This window comes from Gibbsiella quercinecans (genome assembly GCF_002291425.1).
Lineage (GTDB): Bacteria > Pseudomonadota > Gammaproteobacteria > Enterobacterales > Enterobacteriaceae > Gibbsiella > Gibbsiella quercinecans.
This window is the reverse complement of record NZ_CP014136.1, coordinates 2,896,138-2,918,380: the sequence shown is the minus strand read 5'-3', so window position 1 is coordinate 2,918,380 and position 22,243 is coordinate 2,896,138. Positions and strand designations below refer to the sequence as shown.

At 51.2% G+C, this 22,243-nt stretch carries 39 protein-coding genes; 5 read left to right on the top strand and 34 right to left on the bottom strand.

Annotated elements, in window-relative coordinates:
- Positions 1–3: 3 nt before the first annotated feature.
- From def to mscL, 5 genes are all read left to right on the top strand, one after another.
- Positions 4–513, top strand: a complete 510-nt coding sequence (gene def, locus ACN28Q_RS13590; RefSeq protein WP_095846818.1) for a peptide deformylase — start codon at positions 4–6, stop codon at positions 511–513.
- Positions 514–529: 16 nt separating this feature from the next.
- Positions 530–1,474: a methionyl-tRNA formyltransferase gene (fmt, locus tag ACN28Q_RS13585; protein WP_095846817.1), complete on the top strand. Its 945-nt coding sequence runs from the start codon at positions 530–532 to the stop codon at positions 1,472–1,474.
- Positions 1,475–1,548: 74 nt separating this feature from the next.
- Entirely contained in the window at positions 1,549–2,835 is a 1,287-nt protein-coding gene (gene rsmB, locus ACN28Q_RS13580; RefSeq protein ID WP_095846816.1) for a 16S rRNA (cytosine(967)-C(5))-methyltransferase RsmB, read from the top strand.
- 57 nt (positions 2,836–2,892) lie between these two features.
- Positions 2,893–4,269 (top strand): Trk system potassium transporter TrkA, encoded by a 1,377-nt coding sequence (gene trkA / locus ACN28Q_RS13575; protein WP_095846815.1) that lies wholly within the window; start codon positions 2,893–2,895, stop codon positions 4,267–4,269.
- A gap of 138 nt (positions 4,270–4,407) precedes the next feature.
- A complete protein-coding gene (mscL, locus tag ACN28Q_RS13570) occupies positions 4,408–4,824 on the top strand; it encodes a large-conductance mechanosensitive channel protein MscL (protein ID WP_095846814.1) in 417 nt (138 codons plus the stop codon).
- Positions 4,825–4,876: 52 nt separating this feature from the next.
- Here the strand turns inward: mscL and ACN28Q_RS13565 are convergent, their stop codons facing one another.
- From ACN28Q_RS13565 to tuf, 34 genes are all read right to left on the bottom strand, one after another.
- On the bottom strand, positions 4,877–5,083 hold the full coding sequence (locus tag ACN28Q_RS13565) for an alternative ribosome-rescue factor A (protein WP_095846813.1): 207 nt from the start codon (positions 5,081–5,083) through the stop codon (positions 4,877–4,879).
- Between the two features lie 89 nt (positions 5,084–5,172).
- Positions 5,173–5,595 (bottom strand): Zn(2+)-responsive transcriptional regulator, encoded by a 423-nt coding sequence (gene zntR, locus ACN28Q_RS13560; RefSeq protein ID WP_095846812.1) that lies wholly within the window; start codon positions 5,593–5,595, stop codon positions 5,173–5,175.
- Complete coding sequence (locus ACN28Q_RS13555) at positions 5,595–5,969, bottom strand: DnaJ family domain-containing protein (RefSeq protein WP_095846811.1); 375 nt, start codon at positions 5,967–5,969, stop codon at positions 5,595–5,597. Before ACN28Q_RS13555 ends, zntR begins: the two co-directional genes overlap by 1 nt.
- A 148-nt stretch (positions 5,970–6,117) precedes the next feature.
- On the bottom strand, positions 6,118–6,507 hold the full coding sequence (gene rplQ, locus ACN28Q_RS13550; RefSeq protein WP_004929726.1) for a 50S ribosomal protein L17: 390 nt from the start codon (positions 6,505–6,507) through the stop codon (positions 6,118–6,120).
- 40 nt (positions 6,508–6,547) lie between these two features.
- On the bottom strand, positions 6,548–7,537 hold the full coding sequence (locus ACN28Q_RS13545; RefSeq protein WP_002919219.1) for a DNA-directed RNA polymerase subunit alpha: 990 nt from the start codon (positions 7,535–7,537) through the stop codon (positions 6,548–6,550).
- Positions 7,538–7,562: 25 nt separating this feature from the next.
- Entirely contained in the window at positions 7,563–8,183 is a 621-nt protein-coding gene (gene rpsD, locus ACN28Q_RS13540; protein ID WP_095846810.1) for a 30S ribosomal protein S4, read from the bottom strand.
- A 30-nt stretch (positions 8,184–8,213) separates the two neighbouring features.
- Complete coding sequence (gene rpsK, locus ACN28Q_RS13535) at positions 8,214–8,603, bottom strand: 30S ribosomal protein S11 (protein WP_004929731.1); 390 nt, start codon at positions 8,601–8,603, stop codon at positions 8,214–8,216.
- Positions 8,604–8,619: 16 nt separating this feature from the next.
- Complete coding sequence (gene rpsM / locus ACN28Q_RS13530; protein ID WP_095846809.1) at positions 8,620–8,976, bottom strand: 30S ribosomal protein S13; 357 nt, start codon at positions 8,974–8,976, stop codon at positions 8,620–8,622.
- Between the two features lie 147 nt (positions 8,977–9,123).
- Positions 9,124–9,240: a 50S ribosomal protein L36 gene (gene rpmJ, locus ACN28Q_RS13525; RefSeq protein WP_095846808.1), complete on the bottom strand. Its 117-nt coding sequence runs from the start codon at positions 9,238–9,240 to the stop codon at positions 9,124–9,126.
- A gap of 34 nt (positions 9,241–9,274) precedes the next feature.
- Positions 9,275–10,606, bottom strand: a complete 1,332-nt coding sequence (gene secY / locus ACN28Q_RS13520; protein WP_095846807.1) for a preprotein translocase subunit SecY — start codon at positions 10,604–10,606, stop codon at positions 9,275–9,277.
- A gap of 7 nt (positions 10,607–10,613) precedes the next feature.
- Positions 10,614–11,048: a 50S ribosomal protein L15 gene (gene rplO, locus ACN28Q_RS13515; RefSeq protein ID WP_039991315.1), complete on the bottom strand. Its 435-nt coding sequence runs from the start codon at positions 11,046–11,048 to the stop codon at positions 10,614–10,616.
- A 3-nt stretch (positions 11,049–11,051) separates the two neighbouring features.
- On the bottom strand, positions 11,052–11,231 hold the full coding sequence (gene rpmD, locus ACN28Q_RS13510; RefSeq protein ID WP_013573701.1) for a 50S ribosomal protein L30: 180 nt from the start codon (positions 11,229–11,231) through the stop codon (positions 11,052–11,054).
- 6 nt (positions 11,232–11,237) lie between these two features.
- The gene (gene rpsE / locus ACN28Q_RS13505; protein WP_004956164.1) at positions 11,238–11,738 is read right to left on the bottom strand and encodes a 30S ribosomal protein S5; all 501 of its coding nucleotides are present in this window, start codon (positions 11,736–11,738) and stop codon (positions 11,238–11,240) included.
- Positions 11,739–11,752: 14 nt separating this feature from the next.
- On the bottom strand, positions 11,753–12,106 hold the full coding sequence (gene rplR / locus ACN28Q_RS13500; RefSeq protein WP_095846806.1) for a 50S ribosomal protein L18: 354 nt from the start codon (positions 12,104–12,106) through the stop codon (positions 11,753–11,755).
- A gap of 9 nt (positions 12,107–12,115) precedes the next feature.
- Entirely contained in the window at positions 12,116–12,649 is a 534-nt protein-coding gene (gene rplF, locus ACN28Q_RS13495) for a 50S ribosomal protein L6 (protein ID WP_095846805.1), read from the bottom strand.
- 14 nt (positions 12,650–12,663) lie between these two features.
- Entirely contained in the window at positions 12,664–13,056 is a 393-nt protein-coding gene (rpsH, locus tag ACN28Q_RS13490; protein ID WP_004846579.1) for a 30S ribosomal protein S8, read from the bottom strand.
- 33 nt (positions 13,057–13,089) lie between these two features.
- Positions 13,090–13,395 carry a 30S ribosomal protein S14 gene (gene rpsN, locus ACN28Q_RS13485; protein WP_026741350.1) on the bottom strand — a complete coding sequence of 102 codons (306 nt, stop codon included), beginning with the start codon at positions 13,393–13,395 and terminating at the stop codon, positions 13,090–13,092.
- Between the two features lie 13 nt (positions 13,396–13,408).
- Entirely contained in the window at positions 13,409–13,948 is a 540-nt protein-coding gene (gene rplE / locus ACN28Q_RS13480; protein WP_095846804.1) for a 50S ribosomal protein L5, read from the bottom strand.
- A 14-nt stretch (positions 13,949–13,962) separates the two neighbouring features.
- The gene (gene rplX, locus ACN28Q_RS13475; protein ID WP_095846803.1) at positions 13,963–14,277 is read right to left on the bottom strand and encodes a 50S ribosomal protein L24; all 315 of its coding nucleotides are present in this window, start codon (positions 14,275–14,277) and stop codon (positions 13,963–13,965) included.
- A 10-nt stretch (positions 14,278–14,287) separates the two neighbouring features.
- Entirely contained in the window at positions 14,288–14,659 is a 372-nt protein-coding gene (gene rplN, locus ACN28Q_RS13470; protein WP_000613954.1) for a 50S ribosomal protein L14, read from the bottom strand.
- A 171-nt stretch (positions 14,660–14,830) separates the two neighbouring features.
- Complete coding sequence (gene rpsQ, locus ACN28Q_RS13465; protein ID WP_095846802.1) at positions 14,831–15,085, bottom strand: 30S ribosomal protein S17; 255 nt, start codon at positions 15,083–15,085, stop codon at positions 14,831–14,833.
- Positions 15,086–15,277, bottom strand: coding sequence for a 50S ribosomal protein L29 (rpmC, locus tag ACN28Q_RS13460; RefSeq protein ID WP_015962144.1), 192 nt, complete (start codon positions 15,275–15,277; stop codon positions 15,086–15,088).
- Entirely contained in the window at positions 15,277–15,687 is a 411-nt protein-coding gene (rplP, locus tag ACN28Q_RS13455; RefSeq protein ID WP_004956184.1) for a 50S ribosomal protein L16, read from the bottom strand. The genes rpmC and rplP overlap by 1 nt, the downstream gene beginning before the upstream one ends.
- A gap of 12 nt (positions 15,688–15,699) precedes the next feature.
- Positions 15,700–16,398: a 30S ribosomal protein S3 gene (gene rpsC, locus ACN28Q_RS13450; protein WP_002919766.1), complete on the bottom strand. Its 699-nt coding sequence runs from the start codon at positions 16,396–16,398 to the stop codon at positions 15,700–15,702.
- 17 nt (positions 16,399–16,415) lie between these two features.
- Positions 16,416–16,748, bottom strand: a complete 333-nt coding sequence (gene rplV, locus ACN28Q_RS13445) for a 50S ribosomal protein L22 (RefSeq protein WP_024912204.1) — start codon at positions 16,746–16,748, stop codon at positions 16,416–16,418.
- A 14-nt stretch (positions 16,749–16,762) separates the two neighbouring features.
- On the bottom strand, positions 16,763–17,041 hold the full coding sequence (gene rpsS, locus ACN28Q_RS13440) for a 30S ribosomal protein S19 (protein ID WP_004929772.1): 279 nt from the start codon (positions 17,039–17,041) through the stop codon (positions 16,763–16,765).
- Positions 17,042–17,055: 14 nt separating this feature from the next.
- The gene (gene rplB / locus ACN28Q_RS13435; RefSeq protein ID WP_095846801.1) at positions 17,056–17,880 is read right to left on the bottom strand and encodes a 50S ribosomal protein L2; all 825 of its coding nucleotides are present in this window, start codon (positions 17,878–17,880) and stop codon (positions 17,056–17,058) included.
- A gap of 18 nt (positions 17,881–17,898) precedes the next feature.
- Positions 17,899–18,201, bottom strand: coding sequence for a 50S ribosomal protein L23 (gene rplW, locus ACN28Q_RS13430; protein WP_024912206.1), 303 nt, complete (start codon positions 18,199–18,201; stop codon positions 17,899–17,901).
- Positions 18,198–18,803, bottom strand: coding sequence for a 50S ribosomal protein L4 (rplD, locus tag ACN28Q_RS13425; RefSeq protein ID WP_095846800.1), 606 nt, complete (start codon positions 18,801–18,803; stop codon positions 18,198–18,200). The genes rplW and rplD overlap by 4 nt, the downstream gene beginning before the upstream one ends.
- A 10-nt stretch (positions 18,804–18,813) precedes the next feature.
- Complete coding sequence (rplC, locus tag ACN28Q_RS13420; RefSeq protein WP_095846799.1) at positions 18,814–19,443, bottom strand: 50S ribosomal protein L3; 630 nt, start codon at positions 19,441–19,443, stop codon at positions 18,814–18,816.
- A 32-nt stretch (positions 19,444–19,475) separates the two neighbouring features.
- Positions 19,476–19,787, bottom strand: a complete 312-nt coding sequence (rpsJ, locus tag ACN28Q_RS13415; RefSeq protein ID WP_001181005.1) for a 30S ribosomal protein S10 — start codon at positions 19,785–19,787, stop codon at positions 19,476–19,478.
- A gap of 391 nt (positions 19,788–20,178) precedes the next feature.
- Positions 20,179–20,658, bottom strand: coding sequence for a bacterioferritin (bfr, locus tag ACN28Q_RS13410; protein WP_095846798.1), 480 nt, complete (start codon positions 20,656–20,658; stop codon positions 20,179–20,181).
- 74 nt (positions 20,659–20,732) lie between these two features.
- Positions 20,733–20,927, bottom strand: coding sequence for a bacterioferritin-associated ferredoxin (gene bfd, locus ACN28Q_RS13405; RefSeq protein ID WP_095846797.1), 195 nt, complete (start codon positions 20,925–20,927; stop codon positions 20,733–20,735).
- A gap of 130 nt (positions 20,928–21,057) precedes the next feature.
- Entirely contained in the window at positions 21,058–22,242 is a 1,185-nt protein-coding gene (gene tuf / locus ACN28Q_RS13400) for an elongation factor Tu (RefSeq protein WP_095846273.1), read from the bottom strand.
- Position 22,243: the final 1 nt, after the last annotated feature.

Here is a 22,243-nt window from a genome sequence, read left to right as displayed (position 1 = left end):
TATATGTCAGTATTGCAGGTATTACATTTCCCAGACGAGCGGCTGCGCAAAGTTGCGGCTCCGGTAAAAGAAGTTAATGCAGATATCCAGCGCATCGTGGACGATATGTTCGAAACCATGTACGCAGAGGAAGGCATTGGCCTGGCAGCAACGCAGGTGGATATTCATCAGCGGATTATCGTCATTGATGTTTCTGAAAACCGCGATACTCCCCTGGTTCTGATTAACCCTGAACTGCTGGAAAAAAGCGGCGAAACCGGGATTGAAGAAGGCTGCCTGTCTATTCCTGAGCAGCGAGCTTTAGTGCCGCGTGCCGAAACCGTGAAAATCCGCGCGCTGGATCGCGAAGGCAAACAGTATGAGTTGGAAACCGACGGTCTGCTGGCCATCTGTATTCAGCATGAAATGGATCACCTGTTGGGGAAACTGTTTATTGACTACCTGTCGCCGCTAAAACGCCAGCGGATCCGCCAGAAACTGGAGAAGATGGCCAGGTTGCAAGCACGCGCTTAACGAACAGGGAATCAACGTGTCTGACTCATTACGGATTATTTTCGCCGGCACCCCAGACTTTGCAGCGCGTCATCTTGACGCGCTGTTGTCGTCTGGACATCAGGTTGTCGGTATCTTCACCCAGCCCGATCGCCCTGCGGGTCGTGGCAACAAATTAACGCCCAGCCCGGTTAAAGTCCTGGCGGAACAGCACCAACTTCCGGTGTTCCAGCCGAAATCGCTGCGCCCGGAAGAAAACCAACAGTTGGTGGCCAATCTTCATGCGGATGTCATGGTCGTGGTGGCCTATGGCCTAATCCTGCCCAAGGCGGTGCTGGATATGCCTCGCCTGGGTTGCATCAACGTCCATGGTTCGTTGCTCCCCCGTTGGCGTGGCGCAGCCCCTATCCAACGTTCCCTATGGGCCGGTGACAGTGAAACCGGGGTGACCATCATGCACATGGACGTCGGGCTTGATACCGGCGATATGATGCATAAGATCCCTTGCCCAATCGAAGCCACGGATACCAGTGCCACGCTATATGTCAAACTGGCCGAGCTGGGCCCGCAAGGCTTGCTGACAACGCTGCAGCAATTGGCGGCGGGTACCGCGCAGCGTGAAGCGCAGGATGAAGCGCTGGCCACCTATGCAGAAAAGTTGAGCAAAGAAGAGGCCCACCTGGACTGGAGCCTCTCCGCCGCGCAGTTGGAACGCTGCATCCGCGCGTTCAACCCGTGGCCGGTGAGCTACTTCACTATTGATGAGCAACCGGTAAAAGTGTGGAAAGCGGCCGTCATTGCCGGGCACAGCGATGCTGAGCCCGGCACGATAGTGCATGTAGATAAACACGGCATCCAGGTGGCGACCGCAGACGGTATCCTTAACCTGTTGCAACTCCAGCCCGCGGGTAAAAAACCCATGTCGGCGCAAGATCTACTGAATTCACGCCGCGAGTGGTTCACGCCCGGTAACCGGTTGTAGCCAACCAACTCTTCTCGCCCGGCCCTTTTTGCCGGGCGGTTTGTTTCTTCAATGCCGACGATCAGCTTTAGCCTATGAAAAACAATTACAACCTCCGCAGCATAGCGGCCAAAGCCATCGGCCAGGTGCTGGATCAGGGGCAGTCCCTGAGTGCGATCCTGCCCACATTGCAAAAAAACATTGCCGACAAAGACCGCGCATTGCTGCAGGAATTATGCTTTGGCACCCTGCGGGTGCTGCCGCAGTTGGAATGGTGCATTCAGCAACTGATGGCCAAACCCATGACCGGCAAGCAGCGCCCGCTGCACTATCTATTGATGGTCGGCATGTATCAATTGCTGTATACCCGGATACCCGCGCATGCGGTACTGGCAGAAACGGTCGAAGGCGCGGTAGCGTTAAAGCGCCCTCAGCTCAAAGGCCTGATTAACGGCGTCTTGCGCCAGTTCCAGCGCCAGCAGGAAGCGTTACTGGCGCGTGCGGCCAACAGCGATAGCCGCTACCTGCACCCAAGCTGGCTGCTTAAGCGCATCCAACAGGCCTATCCGGAACAATGGCAGCAGATCATCGATGCCAATAACCAAAAACCGCCTATGTGGCTGCGCGTAAACCGCCTGCACCATACCCGTGATGCTTATCTGGCGCTGCTGGAACAGAACGGCATTGCCGCACTGCCGCATCCGCAATACCCAGATGCAATGCGTTTAGTCGCACCTTGTGCCGTGAACGATCTGCCAGGCTTCGCCGACGGCTGGATCACCGTGCAGGATGCCTCCGCACAGCACTGCGTCGATCTGCTGGATCCGCAAGACGGCGAGCAGATCCTCGATCTTTGCGCCGCCCCCGGCGGCAAAACTACCCATATTCTGGAAGCGGCCAAGGCCCACGTCATGGCCGTTGATATTGATAAACAGCGCCTGAGCCGGGTAAAAGAAAATCTACAGCGGTTACGCCTTAACGCTGAGGTGAAACAGGGCGATGGCTGCACGCCTGGCGCCTGGTGCGGTGAAAAACAATTTGACCGCATCCTGCTGGACGCGCCTTGCTCGGCCACCGGCGTCATCCGGCGCCATCCGGATATAAAATGGCTACGGCGTGACGGCGATATCGCCGAACTAGCCAGCCTGCAGGCGAAAATACTGGATGCCATTTGGCCGCACCTGAAGCGCCAAGGCGTGATGGTATATGCCACCTGTTCGATCCTGCCGCAGGAAAACAGTGAGCAAATTGCTGCTTTCCTGCAGCGCCATAGCGATGCCAAACTGATTGAAACTGGCGACAACACCCGGCCAGGGCGACAGAATTTGCCACACCCGGAGCATGGGGATGGCTTCTTTTACGCTAAGCTCATTAAAATATAACCCTTCCGGGTGCAGAGCCATGCATGCTTACCGTTGCAGTGTGAAACAGAGAACACGATGAAAATAATTATTCTTGGCGCGGGTCAGGTCGGTGGAACACTAGCAGAAAACCTGGTTGGCGAAAATAACGATATCACCGTGGTAGATACCGATTCCGACCGTTTGCGCCAGCTACAAGACAAATTCGATCTGCGCGTGGTGCCAGGGCATGGCTCCCACCCCAGGGTGCTGCGGGAAGCCGGCGCAGAAGACGCAGATATGCTGGTCGCGGTGACCAATTCGGACGAAACCAATATGGTGGCCTGCCAGATTGCCTATTCGTTGTTTAATACGCCGAATCGTATCGCCCGTATTCGCGCATCCGAATATATTCGCGAAGCAGATAAGCTGTTCCAGCCGGAGGCCGTGCCGATTGACCACCTCATTTCGCCGGAACAGCTGGTTATCGATTATATTTATAAGCTGATCGAATACCCAGGGACGCTGCAGGTGGTTAACTTCGCCGAAGGCAAAGTCAGCATCGCAGCGGTAAAAGCTTATTACGGCGGCCCGCTGGTAGGCAATGCGCTTTCATCTCTGCGTGAACATATGCCGCACATCGATACCCGCGTGGCGGCTATTTTCCGCCAGGATCGGCCTATCCGCCCGCAGGGCTCGACCATTATTGAAGCCGGTGATGAAGTGTTCTTTGTCGCCGCATCCCAGCATATTCGGGCGGTAATGAGTGAACTGCAACGCCTGGAGAAACCCTACAAACGCATCATGATTGTCGGCGGCGGCAACGTGGGGGCAGGCCTGGCCGCCAGGCTGGAGAAAGCCTATAACGTGAAGCTGATTGAGCGTAATCAGCAACGGGCCGCAGAACTGGCGGAACAGTTGCACGACACTACTGTGTTTTATGGCGATGCTTCAGATCAGGAGTTGCTGGCAGAAGAGCATGTCGAACAGGTTGATGTGTTTATCGCCATTACCAACGATGACGAAGCCAATATCATGTCGGCGATGCTGGCCAAACGCATGGGGGCCAAAAAGGTAATGGTGTTGATCCAACGCCGCGCCTACGTCGACCTGGTGCAAGGCAGCGTGATTGATATCGCAATCTCGCCGCAGCAGGCGACCATCTCCGCATTATTAGGCCATGTGCGCAAAGCCGATATTGTCAGCGTCTCCTCGTTGCGTCGGGGTGTTGCTGAAGCCATCGAAGCCATCGCGCACGGTGACGAAACCACCTCAAAAGTGGTTGGCCGCATCGTTGAAGAGATCAAGCTGCCGCCGGGCACCACCATTGGCGCCATAGTTCGCGGTGACGATGTCATCATCGCCAACGGGAATAGCCGCATAGAACAAGGCGACCATGTCATTATGTTTATTACCGATAAAAAATTTGTGCCGGATGTTGAACGCTTATTCCAGCCAAGTCCGTTTTTTCTTTAACAGCGGAAAAAGGACAGATATGTTTTTGCCGGCAACCTGTCTGCCATAGGAAAAGATAATAACTTTTCTGGCATGACGTATGGCAAAGGGACATTGCTTTGTTAAACTTGTGTTGTTAATTTTGCAAGGAGAGTGTTTATGAGTATGTTGAAAGAGTTCCGCGAATTTGCCATGCGTGGCAACGTAGTTGATTTGGCTGTCGGTGTGATTATCGGCGCCGCGTTCGGTAAAATCGTTTCCTCGCTTGTTGCTGATATCATCATGCCACCGTTAGGTTTACTGATTGGCGGCGTTGATTTTAAACAGTTCCATTTGGTATTGCGCGAAGCACAAGGCAGCGTACCCGCTGTCGTCATGAACTATGGCGTATTTATCCAAACCATTTTCGATTTTGTTATCGTCGCCTTTGCCATCTTTATGGCGATTAAATTAATGAATAAACTGCGCCGTAAGCAGGAAGATGAGCCAGCGCCAGCAGCACCACCTAAACCTTCCGCGGAAGAGAAACTGCTGACGGAAATCCGTGATTTGCTGAGCCAACAACAGTCCAAATAATCAGTAAAATCATTATGTAGAGGCCATCTTCGCGGGATGGCTTTTTTTATGCTTAAAACCAGAAAGGCAGTGGCAAATCATCGCCTGATCGTTTGCCACTGCCCTCCCAGTTCCCCCGTTTGCTGTGCTTCTCTTTACGGCGGTAGCTGCCTTTCCCTTTCGCGTTTGTTTCTACCCGCTGATGAAATAAAGGATCGTGCAACAGAGCCTGAATGGCGTTATCCCGTATTTGGCCCCGGGTATGGCGATATTTTGTCATAGTAATACTCCAGTAAATAATCAGATGATATACCCCAGCGATTGTCCCGCTAATACAATAAAGCATCGGTGAGTGAGGCTTAAACATAATTAGCGGTTTATTTTATCACTGGCGCCCTGTTCCAGAGCCTCCAGGATTGAACAATACTTGCTGGTATGTGCGCTGCCACAGCAGGCATCGCTCAAACGCTTGAGTGATTCACGCATGCGCGCCAGCTCGGATAGCTTCGTTTCAACCTCCTGCAAACGGGCATCAACAATCGACTTTGATTCCTGGCAGGTATGGTGCTCTGGATCCACGCGGATCGACAACAGCTCTGCGATGGTTTCCAGAGTAAACCCCAATTGCTTAGCATAGCGTATAAAACGCAGGCGTTGTAAATCCTGTTCGCTGTACAGCCGGTATCCACCTTCAGAGCGGCTGCCATGCAGCATCATACCCTGCTTTTCATAATAGCGAACCGTATCCGGCGTGACGTCAGCAAGCTTTGCCAATTGGCCTATCTTAAACATTACCTGTCCTCCGGGGTGAATTTCCCACTCAACGCCTGCTGATAGTCGCCATGCAGAAAATCGGTGCTCATGCCGGCTTGCCGCAGGCGCAGTTCTAACAGCGACATGCGTTTACTCAGCGCGGCATAGTCTGGGTGGGTGCTGTCTATTGTCTGCAGCAGATCGGCAACGGTTAATGCCTCTCTGCGATCTTCTAACTCCGGGGGTAAATAGCCAGCGTTTTTCAGCAGCCGATAGCCGGCGCGCAATTCTTCGGGCACCGCACTGTCGTCATCAAGCTCAAGAGGTTTCCCCACGCCCGGCAAGTTATCAAACTCGCCTTTGGCCTGAGCGTCACGAATATGGCGCTCTGCCCATTCGTCTAGCAATCCCACAATATCATTCCTCAGCAGGCTGGATAGATAACGTTAGCATAGTAGATAGCAACAGGGATCTTAATCCGCTCAATAGGAAGAATGAATATTTACCAGACGATAGACGTAAAAAAACCGGGCAAGCCCGGTTTTTTTACGCGACTACAAATTACTCTGCAGTTGCTACTTCTGCTTGAGACTCAGCACGATCAACCAGCTCGATGTATGCCATCGGCGCGTTGTCGCCTGCGCGGAAGCCACACTTCAGAATGCGAGTGTAACCACCGGCACGGCTCGCGAAACGCGGGCCCAGCTCGTTAAACAGTTTTGCCACGATCTCGTTATCACGAGTACGTGCGAATGCCAGACGACGATTAGCTACGCTGTCGGTCTTGGCAAGAGTAATCAGCGGCTCAACAACGCGACGCAGCTCTTTCGCTTTTGGCAGGGTCGTCTTGATGATTTCATGACGAACCAAAGAGCCGGCCATGTTACGGAACATAGCCTGGCGGTGGCTGCTGTTACGGTTCAGTTGACGACCACTCTTACGATGGCGCATGACCTTATCCTTCTCAGTAAAACCTTAACCTGTGATCCGGTTACTCGTCAGCAATGCTTGCCGGCGGCCAGTTTTCCAGGCGCATGCCCAGAGACAGACCACGGGAGGCCAGCACGTCTTTAATCTCGGTAAGAGATTTTTTACCCAGGTTAGGCGTTTTAAGCAGCTCAACCTCGGTACGCTGTACCAGATCACCGATGTAGTGGATAGCTTCTGCCTTAAGGCAGTTAGCAGAGCGGACAGTCAATTCCAGATCGTCAACAGGGCGCAGCAGGATCGGATCGAATTCTGGTTTCTCTTCTTTTACTTCCGGCTGACGAACATCACGTAAGTCAACGAAAGCTTCCAGTTGTTCGGCCAGAATGGTTGCCGCACGGCGGATCGCCTCTTCAGGATCGATCGTGCCATTGGTTTCCATTTCGATTACCAGCTTGTCCAGGTCGGTACGCTGTTCTACACGCGCTGCTTCAACATTGTAGGCAATACGCTCTACAGGGCTGTAACAGGCGTCAACCAACAGACGACCGATTGGGCGCTCATCTTCTTCCGAATGAATTCGGGCAGAAGCCGGCACATAGCCACGACCGCGCTGAACTTTGATACGCATGCTAATAGCAGCGTTCTCATCGGTCAGGTGGCAGATGACGTGTTGCGGCTTGACGATTTCGACATCACCATCATGGGTGATGTCGGCAGCGGTCACAGGGCCAATGCCAGATTTATTCAGGGTAAGAATAACTTCATCTTTGCCTTGAACTCTCACCGCCAGCCCTTTCAGGTTGAGCAGGATCTCCAGGATATCTTCCTGTACGCCTTCTTTGGTGCTGTACTCATGCAGTACACCATCAATCTCAACCTCGGTCACCGCGCAACCCGGCATAGATGAAAGCAGAATACGGCGCAGTGCGTTGCCAAGAGTATGGCCAAAGCCACGCTCTAAAGGCTCAAGGGTCACCTTGGCGTGCGTCGAACTGACTTGCTCGATATCTACCAGGCGCGGTTTTAGAAACTCTGTCACAGAACCCTGCATTGTGTCCTCTCTTTGGTACTAAGCTTTACTTGGAGTAAAGCTCGACGATCAGGTGTTCGTTAATGTCCGCAGACAGATCGGTACGTTCAGGAATACGTTTGAACACACCTTCCATCTTAGCAGCATCAACTTCCAGCCAAGTCGGCTTTTCACGCTGCTCAGCCAGCTCCAGAGAAGCCTTAACACGAGACTGCTTTTTAGCTTTCTCGCGGATGCTGACTACGTCATTCGGAGATACCTGATAAGAAGCGATGTTAACAACGCGACCATTTACCATGATAGCTTTGTGGCTAACCAGCTGACGTGCTTCTGCACGCGTGGCGCCGAAGCCCATACGGTAAACAACGTTGTCCAGACGGCCTTCCAGCAGTTGCAACAGGTTTGCACCGGTGTTGCCTTTCAGGCGGGCTGCTTCTTTGTAATAGTTACGGAACTGGCGCTCCAGAACACCGTACATACGGCGAACTTTTTGCTTTTCACGCAACTGGACACCGTAATCAGACAGACGCGGTTTACGCGCACCGTGCTGACCAGGTGCTTGTTCAATCTTACACTTGGAATCGATCGCGCGAACGCCAGACTTAAGGAACAGGTCTGTGCCCTCACGACGGCTCAGCTTGAGCTTAGGACCCAAATATCTTGCCATTTTCTTTCTCCAACAATCCTAAAAGCAGCGTTATACGCGGCGCTTTTTCGGCGGACGACAACCGTTATGAGGGATCGGAGTCACATCAGTAATGTTAGTGATGCGGAAACCAGCCGCGTTCAGAGCGCGGATAGTAGACTCACGACCAGGACCAGGTCCTTTAACCATAACTTCCAGGTTCTTGATACCGTATTCTTTTACAGCGTCAGCACAACGTTCAGCGGCAACCTGTGCTGCAAACGGAGTAGACTTACGAGAACCACGGAAACCGGAACCACCGGCAGTTGCCCAACCCAATGCATTACCCTGACGATCAGTGATGGTAACGATGGTGTTGTTAAAAGAAGCATGGATATGAGCCACGCCGTCAGAGACTTGCTTTCTTACACGCTTACGTGTACGAACAGGTGCCTTTGCCATTATTCAATCACCCCGATTATTTCTTGATCGGCTTGCGCGGACCCTTACGGGTACGAGCGTTGGTCTTAGTACGCTGACCGCGAACTGGAAGACCACGACGATGACGCAAACCACGGTAGCAACCAAGATCCATCAGACGCTTGATGCTCAGGGTAACTTCACGACGCAAATCACCTTCAACGGTGAATTTAGCAACTTCGTCACGCAGCTTTTCGATTTGCTCTTCAGACAGCTCACTGATCTTAACATTTTCAGCAATACCCGCTGCAGCGCAAATGGCCTGAGAACGAGTTTTACCGATGCCGAAGATCGCTGTTAATGCGATTACGGTATGTTTTTGATCAGGAATGTTAATGCCTGCTATACGGGCCACTATGCACTCCTACTATTTTATACGGCAACACCATTCTGAAAAGCCCGTTTTCAGGATACTCAAACAGCGTTGCAGTGACATAACAAAAGATTGGCTGGCTAATCTAGCCAGCTCAACCCAACTTTGCAAGAAAAATATGCGAGATAATCAGCCTTGACGCTGTTTATGCTTCGGTTCGACGCTGCAAATGACACGAACAACACCGTTACGACGAACGATTTTGCAGCCACGACATAATTTCTTGACGGAAGCACGAACTTTCATTTTTACTCTCCGTAACTTCTCAAACAAAACCCTGCTAGCGGTTATAGCCTTTCAGGTTTGCTTTCTTCAATGCAGACTCGTACTGACTTGACATCATCAGAGTTTGCACTTGAGCCATAAAGTCCATGATGACGACAACCACGATCAGTAGCGAGGTACCACCAAAGTAGAATGGTACTTTCATTGCATCACGCATGAACTCCGGGATCAGGCAGATGAAAGTAATGTACATCGCGCCCACCAGGGTTAAACGCGTCATTACTTTATCGATGTACTTCGCCGTTTGTTCTCCCGGACGAATTCCTGGTACGAAGGCACCGGACTTCTTCAGGTTATCTGCCGTTTCACGCGGGTTGAAAACCAACGCCGTGTAGAAGAAACAGAAGAAGATGATTGCAGACGCATAGAGTAACACATAAAGCGGTTGCCCTGGCTGCAAATACAGCGAAATCGTTGTCAGCCAGTTCCAACCGGTACCGCCCCCAAACCAGGATGCAATCGTGGCCGGGAACAGAATAATGCTGGAAGCAAAGATCGCAGGAATTACGCCTGCCATGTTCACTTTCAACGGTAAGTGCGTGCTCTGTGCAGCATAAACGCGACGACCTTGTTGACGTTTCGCATAGTTAACGACGATACGACGTTGACCACGTTCGATGAAAACAACGAAGAAGGTTACTGCAAACACCAATACTGCAACCAACAGCAACAGAAGGAAGTGCAGGTCGCCTTGCCGGGCTTGCTCAATAGTATGGCCAATTGCCGGCGGTAGCCCCGCCACAATACCTGCGAAGATAATGATCGAGATACCGTTGCCGATACCGCGTTCAGTAATCTGTTCACCCAACCACATCAGGAACATTGTCCCGGTAACCAGGCTCACAACCGCAGTAAAGTAGAATGCAAAGCCTGGGTTTAACACCAGGCCCTGCATACCAGGCATATTCGGTAAACCGGTAGCAATACCGATCGACTGGAATATGGCCAATACCAGCGTACCGTAGCGGGTATACTGGCTAATCTTGCGACGGCCAGCCTCCCCTTCTTTCTTTATTTCCGCCAACGCAGGATGAACCACCGTTAGCAGCTGGATGATTATCGATGCCGAAATATACGGCATGATCCCCAACGCAAAGATAGAAGCACGGCTAAGGGCACCACCAGAGAACATGTTAAACATTTCAATGATAGTGCCTCTTTGCTGATCGAGCAATTTGGCAAGCACAGTGGCATCGATACCAGGAATCGGAATAAAAGAGCCGATACGGAAGACAATCAACGCGCCAATAACAAACAACAGTCTGCGCTTCAGCTCGCCGAGTCCGCCTTTAGCACTTTGAAAATCTAATCCTGGTTGCTTAGCCATCTGCTACTTATTCCTCAATTTTACCGCCAGCAGCTTCGATAGCAGCACGAGCGCCTTTGGTGACACGCAGACCACGCAGGGTAACCGGACGAGTGATTTCGCCAGAAAGCATAACTTTCGCGAATTCAATCTGGGTACCAACAACGTTAGCGGCTTTCAGCGTGTTCAGGTCGATTACGTCGCCTTCAATCAGAGCCAGTTCAGACAGACGAACTTCTGCCGTGATCATAGCTTTGCGAGAGGTGAAGCCGAATTTCGGCAAACGACGGTATAAAGGCATCTGACCACCTTCAAACCCGCGACGTACGCCACCGCCAGAACGAGACTTCTGACCTTTGTGACCACGGCCGCCGGTTTTACCCAGGCCAGAACCAATACCACGACCTACACGCTTCGGCGCATGCTTGGCACCTTCAGCCGGAGACAGAGTATTTAAACGCATCTGTTACTCCTCAACTTTAACCATGTAGGAAACCAGGTTGATCATACCGCGTACAGCAGGAGTATCCTCACGCTCTACGGTGTGACCAATGCGACGCAGACCCAGGCCGAGCAGAGTAGCTTTATGCTTCGGCAGACGGCCAATGGAACTGCGAGTTTGTGTTACTTTAATAGTCTTAGCCATGGTCAATTACCCCAGAATGTCTGCAACGGATTTACCACGCTTGGCAGCGACCATTTCAGGGGACTTCATATTTGCCAAAGCATCAATAGTTGCACGAACCACGTTGATCGGGTTGGTGGAACCATAAGCCTTAGCCAATACGTTATGAACCCCAGCGACTTCCAAAACGGCGCGCATTGCACCACCGGCGATGATACCGGTACCTTCGGAAGCCGGCTGCATGAACACACGAGAACCCGTGTGAGCACCTTTAACCGGGTGCTGCAGGGTGCCGCTGTTCAGCGCGACATTCATCATGTTGCGACGGGCTTTTTCCATCGCTTTCTGGATCGCTGCCGGAACTTCGCGTGCTTTGCCGTAGCCAAAACCAACGCGACCGTTACCATCACCAACAACAGTCAGTGCGGTAAAGCTGAAAATACGGCCACCTTTTACAGTTTTAGATACGCGGTTTACCGCGATCAGCTTTTCCTGCAGTTCGCCAGCTTGTTTTTCGATGTGAGCCATCTTAAACCTCTTCCTTAGAACTGAAGGCCAGCTTCACGGGCAGCATCTGCCAGTGCCTGGACTCGACCATGATATTGGAAACCGGAACGGTCAAAGGAAACATCTTTGATGCCCTTTTCCAACGCGCGTTCAGCGATAGCTTTACCTACTGCTGCTGCTGCGTCTTTGTTGCCGGAGTACTTCAATTGCTCAGTGATAGCTTTTTCTACAGTAGAAGCGGCTACCAGTACTTCAGAACCGTTGGAAGCAATAACCTGTGCGTAAATATGACGCGGGGTACGATGTACCACCAGGCGGGTTGCACCCAGTTCTTTGAGCTTGCGGCGTGCGCGGGTCGCACGACGGATACGAGCAGATTTCTTATCCATAGTGTTACCTTACTTCTTCTTAGCCTCTTTGGTACGCACGACTTCGTCGGCGTAACGGACACCTTTGCCTTTGTAAGGCTCAGGACGACGGTAGGCACGTATTTCCGCAGCAACCTGACCAACAGCCTGTTTATCAGCGCCTTTCAGCACGATTTCAGTCTGGCTTGGGCATTCAGCAGTAATACCTGCTGGCAGTTGGTGATCGATTGGATGAGAGAAGCCCAGGGCTAAATTCACCACGTTGCCTTTAACGGCAGCACGATAACCAACACCTACCAGTTGAAGCTTCCTGGAGAAGCCTTCGGTAACACCAACAACCATTGCGTTCAGCAGAGCGCGCGTGGTGCCCGCGAGGGCCCAAGCGTTTGCAAAACCTTCGCGCGGTGCGAAAGTCAGTGCATTAGCTTCTTGCTTCACTTCAACGGCATCATGGACAGTACGAGTCAACTCGCCGTTTTTACCCTTAATCGAAATAACCTGACCGTTGAGTTTTACCTCTACGCCGGCAGGAATGACGACGGGTGCTTTTGCAACACGAGACATTCTTTCCTCCCGAATTAAGCTACGTAGCAGATAATCTCGCCACCAAGACCAGCCTGGCGAGCTGCACGATCGGTCATAACACCTTTAGAGGTAGAAACGACAGCGATACCCAAACCGGCCATAACTTTTGGCAGCTCATCTTTTTTCTTATAGATGCGCAGACCTGGGCGGCTGATACGCTGAATGCTTTCTACCACAGCTTTGCCCTGGAAGTACTTCAGTACCAGTTCCAGCACAGGCTTGGTGTCGCCTTCGATTTTGAAATCTTCAATGAAACCTTCTTCCTTCAGCACGTTGGCAATTGCCACTTTCAGCTTGGAGGAAGGCATGGTGACCGCAACTTTGTTCGCGGCCTGACCGTTACGGATACGGGTCAGCATATCCGCGATCGGATCTTGCATGCTCATCTGTCTTTACTCCCGTGATTCAATTGGTGACAATTACCAGCTAGCCTTTTTCAAGCCCGGAATTTCACCGCGCATAGCGGCTTCACGGACCTTGATACGGCTCAACCCGAACTTACGCAGGAAAGCGTGCGGACGGCCAGTTTGGCGGCAGCGATTACGCTGACGGGACGGGCTGGAATCACGCGGCAGAGTCTGCAGCTTGAGAACAGCATTCCAACGATCTTCATCGGAAGCGTTCACATCAGAGATAATAGCTTTCAGTTCAACGCGTTTTGCAAAGAACTTATCAGCTAACTTCACGCGTTTAACTTCGCGTGCTTTCATTGATTGCTTAGCCATCAGTAACCCTGCCTTACTTGCGGAACGGGAAGTTAAAAGCAGCCAACAATGCGCGGCCTTCATCATCAGATTTCGCAGTAGTGGTAATGGTAATATCCAAACCACGGACGCGATCGACTTTATCGTAGTCGATTTCTGGGAAGATGATTTGCTCACGCACACCCATGCTGTAGTTACCACGACCGTCGAAAGACTTGGTGGACAGGCCACGGAAGTCACGGATACGTGGAACAGCAATGGAAATCAGACGCTCAAAGAACTCCCACATGCGTTCGCCACGCAGAGTTACTTTACAGCCGATCGGATAGCCCTGGCGGATTTTGAAGCCTGCAACAGATTTGCGTGCTTTGGTGATCAGCGGTTTTTGACCGGAGATTGCTGCCAAATCAGCTGCTGCGTTATCCAGCAGTTTTTTGTCAGCGATTGCTTCACCAACACCCATATTCAGGGTGATCTTCTCGACCCGAGGGACTTGCATGACAGAATTGTAGTTAAACTGAGACATCAGTTGTTTAACTACCTCGTCTTTGTAGTAATCATGCAGTTTCGCCATCGTATTACTCCAAATTACTTGATAGTTTCGCTGTTAGACTTGAAGAAACGGACTTTTTTGCCGTCTTCGAATCTAAAGCCTACACGGTCAGCCTTACCGGTTGCCGTGTTGAAGATAGCAACGTTAGAAACCTGAATTGCAGTTTCTTTTTCAACGATGCCGCCTGGTTGGTTCAGGGCCGGAACAGGCTTCTGATGTTTTTTAACCAGGTTGATACCTTCAACAATGACCTTACCAGAAGACAGGACATTTTTTACTTTACCGCGTTTACCTTTATCTTTCCCGGTAAGCACGATAACTTCGTCATCACGACGGATTTTCGCTGCCATGGTTCGCTCCTTAGAGTACTTCTGGTGCCAGAGAGATAATTTTCATGAACTTCTCATTACGCAGTTCACGAGTTACCGGCCCAAAAATACGCGTACCGATGGGTTGCTCACTGTTATTGTTCAAAATAACGCATGCATTACCATCGAAGCGAATGACAGAACCGTCCGGGCGACGTACACCCTTCTTGGTGCGCACCACTACCGCCTTCAGCACATCGCCTTTCTTCACCTTACCGCGAGGAATTGCTTCCTTGATGGTAATTTTGATGATGTCGCCGACGCCTGCGTAGCGACGGTGCGAGCCACCTAGAACCTTGATACACATTACGCGACGTGCACCGGAGTTGTCGGCGACGTTCAGCATAGTCTGTTCTTGGATCATTTTAGTGCTCCGCTAATGTCAACTACTACTTTAAAGACCCAAGTAATTTAGGCCGTTGAAAAGCCCCATAACCAAGGGCGCAGCATTATAACACCACATCCCCGGCATGGGTAGAAAAAATAAACGGCTCATGGGTTGAGCCGTTTATTAAGTTAGAGAGAGCTCACTCTATTACAGAATTGCTTTCTCTACAACGCGAACCAACGTCCAGGATTTGCTCTTGGACAGTGGGCGGCATTCGCGGATTTCCACCACGTCGCCGATACCACATTCGTTGTTCTCGTCATGTACGTGCAATTTAGTCGTACGTTTGATGAATTTCCCGTAGATCGGGTGCTTCACCGTACGTTCGATAGCAACAACAATGGATTTCTCCATTTTGTCGCTAACAACACGACCTTGCAGAGTACGGATAATATCAGTCATTTACGCACCCGCCTTTTCAGTCAGTAAAGTCTTAACGCGTGCGACATCACGACGCACTTGTTTCAACAGGTGAGTTTGTTGCAGCTGGCCACTCGCCGCCTGCATGCGCAAGTTGAATTGCTCACGCAGCAGGTTGAGCAGCTCAGTGTTCAGCTCTTCAACGCTTTTTTCACGCAGCTCTTGTGCTTTCATTACATCACCGTCTTAGTTACAAAGGTGGTTTTGATCGGCAGTTTCGCTGCTGCCAGCTTGAATGCCTCACGGGCCAGCTCTTCCGGCACACCGTCCATTTCGTACAGGACTTTACCAGGCTGGATCAGGGCAACCCAATACTCTACGTTACCCTTACCTTTACCCATACGCACTTCGAGCGGCTTCTCGGTGATCGGTTTGTCCGGGAATACACGGATCCAGATCTTACCTTGACGCTTAACTGCACGAGTCATTGCACGACGAGCTGCTTCGATTTGACGAGCAGTCAGACGGCCACGGCCAACAGCTTTCAGACCGAAAGTGCCGAAGCTAACATCCGTACCCTGCGCCAGACCACGGTTGCGGCCTTTATGCATCTTACGGAATTTTGTACGCTTTGGTTGTAACATCAGCGACTCTCCTTACTTGCGGCCTTTACGCTGCTGCTTTTTAGGTTGAGCAGCCGGTTCCGGTTGTTCAACTGCAGCCATACCACCCAGGATCTCACCTTTGAAGATCCATACCTTAACGCCGATTACACCATAAGTGGTGTGTGCTTCAGACGTGTTGTAATCGATATCCGCACGCAGAGTATGCAACGGAACACGACCTTCACGGTACCATTCGGTACGCGCGATTTCAGCACCGCCAAGACGGCCGCTTACTTCAACTTTGATGCCTTTAGCGCCAAGACGCATGGCGTTCTGTACAGCACGTTTCATAGCACGACGGAACATAACGCGACGTTCCAGCTGTGAAGTGATGCTGTCAGCAACCAATTTTGCGTCCAGTTCCGGTTTACGGACTTCGGCGATGTTGATCTGTGCAGGAACGCCAGCGATATCCGCTACGACCTTACGCAGTTTTTCGACGTCTTCACCTTTCTTGCCGATAACGATGCCTGGACGAGCGGTGTGAATGGTCACACGGATGCTCTTCGCAGGACGTTCGATAACGATGCGAGAAACGGAAGCCTTCGCCAGTTCCTTAGTCAGGAATTGACGAACTTTAAAGTCGCTGTCCAGGTTGTCAGCGAATTCTTTGGTATTCGCGAACCAGGTAGAGTTCCAAGGTTTGACAATACCCAGGCGAATACCATTAGGATGTACTTTCTGACCCATTGCTAGTCTCCAGAGTCTCAGCGATCGGACACAACCACAGTGATGTGGCTGGTGCGCTTCAGAATGCGATCTGCACGACCTTTTGCACGCGGCATAATGCGCTTCATGCTAGGGCCTTCGTCTACGAAGATTTTCGCGACTTTCAGATCATCGATGTCAGCGCCATCGTTGTGTTCTGCGTTAGCAATGGCAGACTCCAGCACTTTCTTAACCAGACCAGCAGCTTTCTTGTTGGTGTAGGTCAGAGTTTCCAGAGCTTGCGACACTTTCTTACCGCGGATCAGGTCAGCAACAAGGCGAACCTTCTGAGCAGAAGAACGAGCGTGGCGATGTTTAGCGATAGTTTCCATCTCTTCCTCCTACCTTAGCGCTTTTTAGCTTTTTTATCAGCCGCATGGCCGCGATAAGTACGAGTCGGCGCGAATTCACCCAGTTTGTGACCGACCATTTCATCGGAAACAAAGACTGGTACGTGCTGACGACCATTATGGACAGCGATGGTCAAACCGATCATGTTAGGAAAGATCGTTGAACGACGGGACCAAGTGCGCAAAGGCTTCTTGTCACCGCTTTCCACCGCTTTCTCTACCTTCTTCAGCAAGTGCAGGTCAATAAAAGGACCTTTCTTGAGAGAACGTGGCATGGCTTATCCTCTAATTATTTTTTACTACGGCGACGTACGATGAACTTGTCAGTACGCTTGTTGCTACGGGTCTTCTTACCTTTGGTCTGAACGCCCCACGGAGAAACCGGGTGCTTACCAAAGTTACGACCTTCACCACCACCGTGCGGGTGATCGACTGGGTTCATCGCCGTACCGCGAACGGTAGGACGAACACCACGCCAACGTGCAGCACCTGCTTTACCCAGGACGCGCAGCATGTGCTCAGCATTACCGACTTCACCCAAGGTGGCGCGGCAATCAGCTTGCACTTTACGCATTTCGCCGGAGCGCAGACGCAGAGTTACGTAGGAACCATCACGAGCAACGATCTGAACGTATGCACCGGCAGAACGCGCCAACTGGCCGCCTTTACCTGGTTTCATTTCTACGTTATGAACCGTTGAACCTACTGGGATGTTGCGCATTGGCAGGGTGTTACCTGCTTTAATAGCAGCATCAACGCCAGATTGAATCTGGTCACCAGCTTTCAGGCCTTTCGGCGCCAGGATGTAACGGCGTTCGCCGTCTTTGTACAGAACCAGCGCGATGTTCGCGGAACGGTTCGGATCGTACTCCAGGCGTTCAACCACAGCCGGGATACCGTCTTTGTTGCGTTTAAAGTCAACAATACGATAAGCCTGCTTGTGACCACCACCGATATGACGGGTAGTGATACGGCCATTGTTGTTACGACCACCGCTTTTGCTCAGTTTTTCCAGCAGCGGGGCATAAGGTTTACCCTTGTGCAGCTCAGGGTTAACCACTTTAACAACGTGGCGACGACCCGGAGATGTAGGTTTACATTTAACAATTGCCATTGTTCTTACTCCTCCGACTTACTCTGCGCCGCCGATGAAGTCCAGATTCTGGCCTTCTTTCAGGGTGACGTAAGCTTTTTTCCAGTCGCTACGACGACCAACACGCTGACCGTGACGTTTCACTTTCCCTTTAACTACCAGGGTGTTCACGTCTTCGACTTCGACTTCAAACAGTTTCTGCACTGCAGCTTTAATTTCTGCTTTGGTCGCGTCTTTGGCAACTTTGAGAACGATGGTGTTGCTTTTTTCCATCGCAGTGGATGCTTTTTCAGATACGTGCGGTGCACGCAGCACTTTCAGCAAACGTTCTTCACGAATCATGCCAGCATCTCCTCAACTTGCTTCACAGCATCAGCAGTCATAACCACTTTGTCGAAGGCGATCAGGCTAACTGGATCGATACCTGCTACATCGCGCACATCAACCTTGTACAGGTTACGCGCGGCCAGGAACAGATTCTCGTCGACTTCGCCGGTTACAATCAGCACGTCTTCCAGGGCCATATCTTTCAGTTTCTGTGCCAGCAGCTTGGTTTTAGGTGCTTCAACAGAGAACTTCTCGACAACGATCAGACGATCTTGACGTACCAGTTCGGACAGGATGCTTTTCAGCGCGCCGCGGTACATCTTTTTGTTTACTTTCTGACTGTGGTCCTGTGGCTTAGCAGCGAAGGTTACGCCACCGGAACGCCAGATCGGGCTCTTGATAGAACCTGAACGCGCACGGCCGGTACCTTTCTGACGCCATGGTTTCTTACCGGAACCAGTCACTTCAGCACGGGTCTTCTGAGCACGAGTACCTTGACGGGCACCTGCTGCGTAAGCAACAACAACCTGATGTACCAGCGCTTCGTTGAAATCACGACCGAAGGTAGTTTCGGAAACAGTCAGCGCGCTCTGCGCGTCTTTCAATACTAATTCCATTGCTATCCCCTTACGCCTTCACAGCTGGTTTAACGATCAGGTTGCTACCGGTTGCACCCGGGACAGCACCTTTAACCAGCAGCAGGTTGCGCTCAGCGTCAACACGTACTACGTCCAGGCTCTGAACGGTTACACGTTCGTTACCCAGCTGACCTGCCATTTTCTTGCCTTTGAACACTTTGCCCGGAGTCTGGTTCTGACCGATAGAACCCGGAACGCGGTGAGACAAGGAGTTACCGTGGGTAGCGTCCTGGGTACGGAAGTTCCAGCGCTTAACGGTACCTGCGAAACCTTTACCTTTAGAGGTGCCAGTTACGTCAACTTTTTTAACTTCAGCAAACAGTTCAACGCTAATGTCTTGACCTACGGTGAACTCTTCGCCTTCTGCAAGACGGAATTCCCACAGACCACGGCCAGCTTCAACGCCAGCTTTAGCGAAGTGACCCGCTTCAGGCTTGGTTACACGGTTAGCTTTTTTAGCACCAGTGGTAACCTGAACTGCACGGTAGCCATCGTTAGCCAGATCTTTAACCTGAGTAACGCGGTTTGCTTCAACTTCGATTACGGTTACTGGGATAGAAACGCCATCTTCAGTGAAGATACGGGTCATACCCACTTTTTTACCGACTAAACCAATCATTGTTTCAACCTCTCAATCGCTCAATGACCTGATTAACCCAGGCTGATCTGCACGTCTACACCGGCAGCCAGATCCAGACGCATCAGAGCATCAACGGTTTTCTCGGTTGGCTCAACGATGTCAACCAGACGCTTGTGAGTGCGGATTTCGTACTGATCGCGCGCATCTTTGTTGACGTGCGGAGAGATCAGAACGGTAAAGCGCTCTTTGCGGGTCGGCAGCGGGATCGGACCACGGACTTGCGCACCAGTGCGCTTAGCAGTCTCGACGATTTCCGCAGTTGATTGATCGATCAGACGATGATCAAACGCTTTCAGGCGGATACGGATTCTTTGGTTCTGCATGAGACCAGAGCTCCAATTATTTTATAAACGTAAATAATTACTCCTCACACCCATTTCGATTGATGGGGGAGTGTAATCGTCAACATATAACCCCCATATCGGGAGTATTGTTCGAAAAGCAGAAAGTGCCTGCCAATCGACTGATTCGCTAAAATCAGGCTTACCAAGATTAGGTAAGCCCGCGCATTATACGCAAAATGAGCGTGGAAGCAAGCCGCAGTTGAAAATATGCGCAAAATATCGCTAAGTTAACGGTTATCCCCTCTTCTCCCTGGCCGGCACGGCCTGGCAGAAAGCAGAGAGGGAATTGAAGGCGGCGAGTTGGCGTAGTGCGGAGATAGGCATAGCCCCCTTCCTGATAAAAGCGGCGGGGGCTCAAAGCGGGTGAAAACTAATCTTTGCGTTCCAGTACTTGGGCTTGTGCATAGTTTTGGATACCCAAGCGCTGGATCAAATCCAACTCGGTTTCCAGCCAGTCGATGTGCTCTTCTTCATCGGCCAGAATATCCAGCATCAAATCGCGGCTAACGTAGTCATGAATGGAATCAGCATAGGCGATACCTTCGCGCAGAGCCTTCGCACCATCCAATTCCAGCAACAGATCAGACTTCAGCATTTCCTCGACATCTTCACCAATATTTAACTTGCCAAGATCCTGCAGGTTCGGCAGCCCTTCCAGAAACAGAATGCGTTCAATATAGCGATCGGCGTGCTTCATCTCGTCGATGGACTCGTGATATTCCTTATCGTTTAAGCGCAAAAGCCCCCAGTTTTTAAACATTCGGGCATGCAGGAAATATTGATTGATGGCAACCAGCTCGTTACCGAGCAGTTTATTGAGGTGTGCAATGAGTTTTTTATCGCCTTTCATAGGTTATCCCTCCTGACACAGTTCTAAAAGTGTAGAAGCTGTAAGCCAAGAGTCAAAAAATAACCTTACTTTTGTTAGGCAACTTTATGCATATGAATAACGGTGGCGTTTTCCTCCATCATAATCTGTCTTGCCTGGCGAATGCATTTCCCACAATCGGTGCCAATCGGCACAAGGTCACGCAACTGTTTCATGGTGTGGGGATTGTGCTGACGAACGGCCTTACGGATGGCATTATCAGTCACGGCATTGCACAAACATACGTACATAGATAACTCACTTTTTAACCAATTAGCTAATTCTAAATAAGAATGCTTTTTATTTCAATTAAGATTTAACGGATTTCCCATAAAAAAAGGGCACCGAAGTGCCCTTTTTATGAAGCTGTATTATTCGCGATTAAGCGATAACTTTAGCAACAACGCCCGCGCCTACGGTACGGCCGCCTTCACGGATGGCGAAACGCAAACCGTCGTCCATCGCGATTGGGTGGATCAGGGTAACAACCATTTTGATGTTGTCGCCTGGCATTACCATTTCCACGCCTTCTGGCAGTTCGATGGTACCGGTCACGTCAGTCGTACGGAAGTAGAACTGTGGACGGTAGCCTTTGAAGAACGGAGTATGACGGCCGCCTTCATCTTTGCTCAGAATGTACACTTCAGATTCGAACTGGGTGTGTGGTTTGATTGAGCCTGGTTTCGCCAGTACCTGACCACGTTCGATTTCTTCACGTTTGATACCACGCAGCAGAACACCAACGTTCTCACCAGCACGGCCTTCGTCCAGCAGTTTGCGGAACATTTCAACGCCGGTACAAGTTGATTTCTGGGTGTCTTTGATACCCACGATTTCAACTTCTTCACCCACTTTGATCACGCCGCGTTCTACACGACCGGTAACCACGGTACCACGGCCGGAGATGGAGAATACGTCTTCGATTGGCAGCAGGAACGGCTTGTCAATCGCACGCTCTGGTTCTGGGATGTAGCTGTCCAGCGCTTCTGCCAGTTCGATAACCTTCGCTTCCCACTCTGCTTCGCCTTCCAGCGCTTTCAGTGCGGAACCACGGATTACCGGGGTGTCGTCGCCAGGGAAATCGTATTGAGACAGCAGCTCGCGCACTTCCATCTCTACCAGTTCCAGCAGCTCTTCGTCATCAACCATGTCGCATTTGTTCAGGAACACGATGATGTAAGGAACGCCAACCTGGCGACCCAGCAGGATGTGCTCACGGGTCTGCGGCATTGGGCCGTCAGTCGCAGCAACTACCAGGATCGCGCCGTCCATCTGTGCAGCACCGGTGATCATGTTTTTCACGTAGTCGGCGTGCCCTGGGCAGTCAACGTGCGCGTAGTGGCGAGTTGGGGTATCGTATTCAACGTGAGAGGTGTTGATGGTGATACCACGCGCTTTTTCTTCTGGTGCGTTATCGATCTGATCGAAAGCACGAGCAGCACCGCCGTAGGTTTTAGCCAGTACGGAGGTGATAGCAGCGGTCAGCGTGGTTTTACCGTGGTCAACGTGACCGATAGTACCAACGTTAACGTGGGGTTTTGTACGTTCAAATTTTTCTTTAGACACG

Coding starts and splice junctions, on each gene's coding strand:
- rplX (WP_095846803.1), bottom strand. CDS start 14,277: ATGGCAGCGAAAATCCGTCGTGATGACGAAGTTATCGTGCTTACCGGG.
- rplQ (WP_004929726.1), bottom strand. CDS start 6,507: ATGCGCCATCGTAAGAGTGGTCGTCAACTGAACCGTAACAGCAGCCAC.
- bfr (WP_095846798.1), bottom strand. CDS start 20,658: ATGAAAGGCGATAAAAAACTCATTGCACACCTCAATAAACTGCTCGGT.
- rplW (WP_024912206.1), bottom strand. CDS start 18,201: ATGATTCGTGAAGAACGTTTGCTGAAAGTGCTGCGTGCACCGCACGTA.
- rpmD (WP_013573701.1), bottom strand. CDS start 11,231: ATGGCTAAGACTATTAAAGTAACACAAACTCGCAGTTCCATTGGCCGT.
- rplO (WP_039991315.1), bottom strand. CDS start 11,048: ATGCGTTTAAATACTCTGTCTCCGGCTGAAGGTGCCAAGCATGCGCCG.
- rsmB (WP_095846816.1), top strand. CDS start 1,549: ATGAAAAACAATTACAACCTCCGCAGCATAGCGGCCAAAGCCATCGGC.
- secY (WP_095846807.1), bottom strand. CDS start 10,606: ATGGCTAAGCAACCAGGATTAGATTTTCAAAGTGCTAAAGGCGGACTC.
- rpsS (WP_004929772.1), bottom strand. CDS start 17,041: ATGCCACGTTCTCTCAAGAAAGGTCCTTTTATTGACCTGCACTTGCTG.
- ACN28Q_RS13545 (WP_002919219.1), bottom strand. CDS start 7,537: ATGCAGGGTTCTGTGACAGAGTTTCTAAAACCGCGCCTGGTAGATATC.
- bfd (WP_095846797.1), bottom strand. CDS start 20,927: ATGTACGTATGTTTGTGCAATGCCGTGACTGATAATGCCATCCGTAAG.
- rplC (WP_095846799.1), bottom strand. CDS start 19,443: ATGATTGGTTTAGTCGGTAAAAAAGTGGGTATGACCCGTATCTTCACT.
- rpsJ (WP_001181005.1), bottom strand. CDS start 19,787: ATGCAGAACCAAAGAATCCGTATCCGCCTGAAAGCGTTTGATCATCGT.
- rpsD (WP_095846810.1), bottom strand. CDS start 8,183: ATGGCAAGATATTTGGGTCCTAAGCTCAAGCTGAGCCGTCGTGAGGGC.
- trkA (WP_095846815.1), top strand. CDS start 2,893: ATGAAAATAATTATTCTTGGCGCGGGTCAGGTCGGTGGAACACTAGCA.
- rpsQ (WP_095846802.1), bottom strand. CDS start 15,085: ATGACTGATATTATCCGTACTCTGCAAGGTCGTGTTGTTAGCGACAAA.
- rpsH (WP_004846579.1), bottom strand. CDS start 13,056: ATGAGCATGCAAGATCCGATCGCGGATATGCTGACCCGTATCCGTAAC.
- rplN (WP_000613954.1), bottom strand. CDS start 14,659: ATGATCCAAGAACAGACTATGCTGAACGTCGCCGACAACTCCGGTGCA.
- rplD (WP_095846800.1), bottom strand. CDS start 18,803: ATGGAATTAGTATTGAAAGACGCGCAGAGCGCGCTGACTGTTTCCGAA.
- rplV (WP_024912204.1), bottom strand. CDS start 16,748: ATGGAAACTATCGCTAAACATCGCCACGCTCGTTCTTCTGCTCAGAAG.
- rplB (WP_095846801.1), bottom strand. CDS start 17,880: ATGGCAATTGTTAAATGTAAACCTACATCTCCGGGTCGTCGCCACGTT.
- rplP (WP_004956184.1), bottom strand. CDS start 15,687: ATGTTACAACCAAAGCGTACAAAATTCCGTAAGATGCATAAAGGCCGC.
- ACN28Q_RS13565 (WP_095846813.1), bottom strand. CDS start 5,083: ATGACAAAATATCGCCATACCCGGGGCCAAATACGGGATAACGCCATT.
- rpsN (WP_026741350.1), bottom strand. CDS start 13,395: ATGGCTAAGCAATCAATGAAAGCACGCGAAGTTAAACGCGTGAAGTTA.
- rplF (WP_095846805.1), bottom strand. CDS start 12,649: ATGTCTCGTGTTGCAAAAGCACCCGTCGTCATTCCTGCCGGCGTAGAG.
- rplE (WP_095846804.1), bottom strand. CDS start 13,948: ATGGCGAAACTGCATGATTACTACAAAGACGAGGTAGTTAAACAACTG.
- rpsE (WP_004956164.1), bottom strand. CDS start 11,738: ATGGCTCACATCGAAAAACAAGCTGGCGAACTGCAGGAAAAGCTGATC.
- zntR (WP_095846812.1), bottom strand. CDS start 5,595: ATGTTTAAGATAGGCCAATTGGCAAAGCTTGCTGACGTCACGCCGGAT.
- rpmC (WP_015962144.1), bottom strand. CDS start 15,277: ATGAAAGCACAAGAGCTGCGTGAAAAAAGCGTTGAAGAGCTGAACACT.
- rpsC (WP_002919766.1), bottom strand. CDS start 16,398: ATGGGTCAGAAAGTACATCCTAATGGTATTCGCCTGGGTATTGTCAAA.
- def (WP_095846818.1), top strand. CDS start 4: ATGTCAGTATTGCAGGTATTACATTTCCCAGACGAGCGGCTGCGCAAA.
- rpsK (WP_004929731.1), bottom strand. CDS start 8,603: ATGGCAAAGGCACCTGTTCGTACACGTAAGCGTGTAAGAAAGCAAGTC.
- rplR (WP_095846806.1), bottom strand. CDS start 12,106: ATGGATAAGAAATCTGCTCGTATCCGTCGTGCGACCCGCGCACGCCGC.
- mscL (WP_095846814.1), top strand. CDS start 4,408: ATGAGTATGTTGAAAGAGTTCCGCGAATTTGCCATGCGTGGCAACGTA.
- rpmJ (WP_095846808.1), bottom strand. CDS start 9,240: ATGAAAGTTCGTGCTTCCGTCAAGAAATTATGTCGTGGCTGCAAAATC.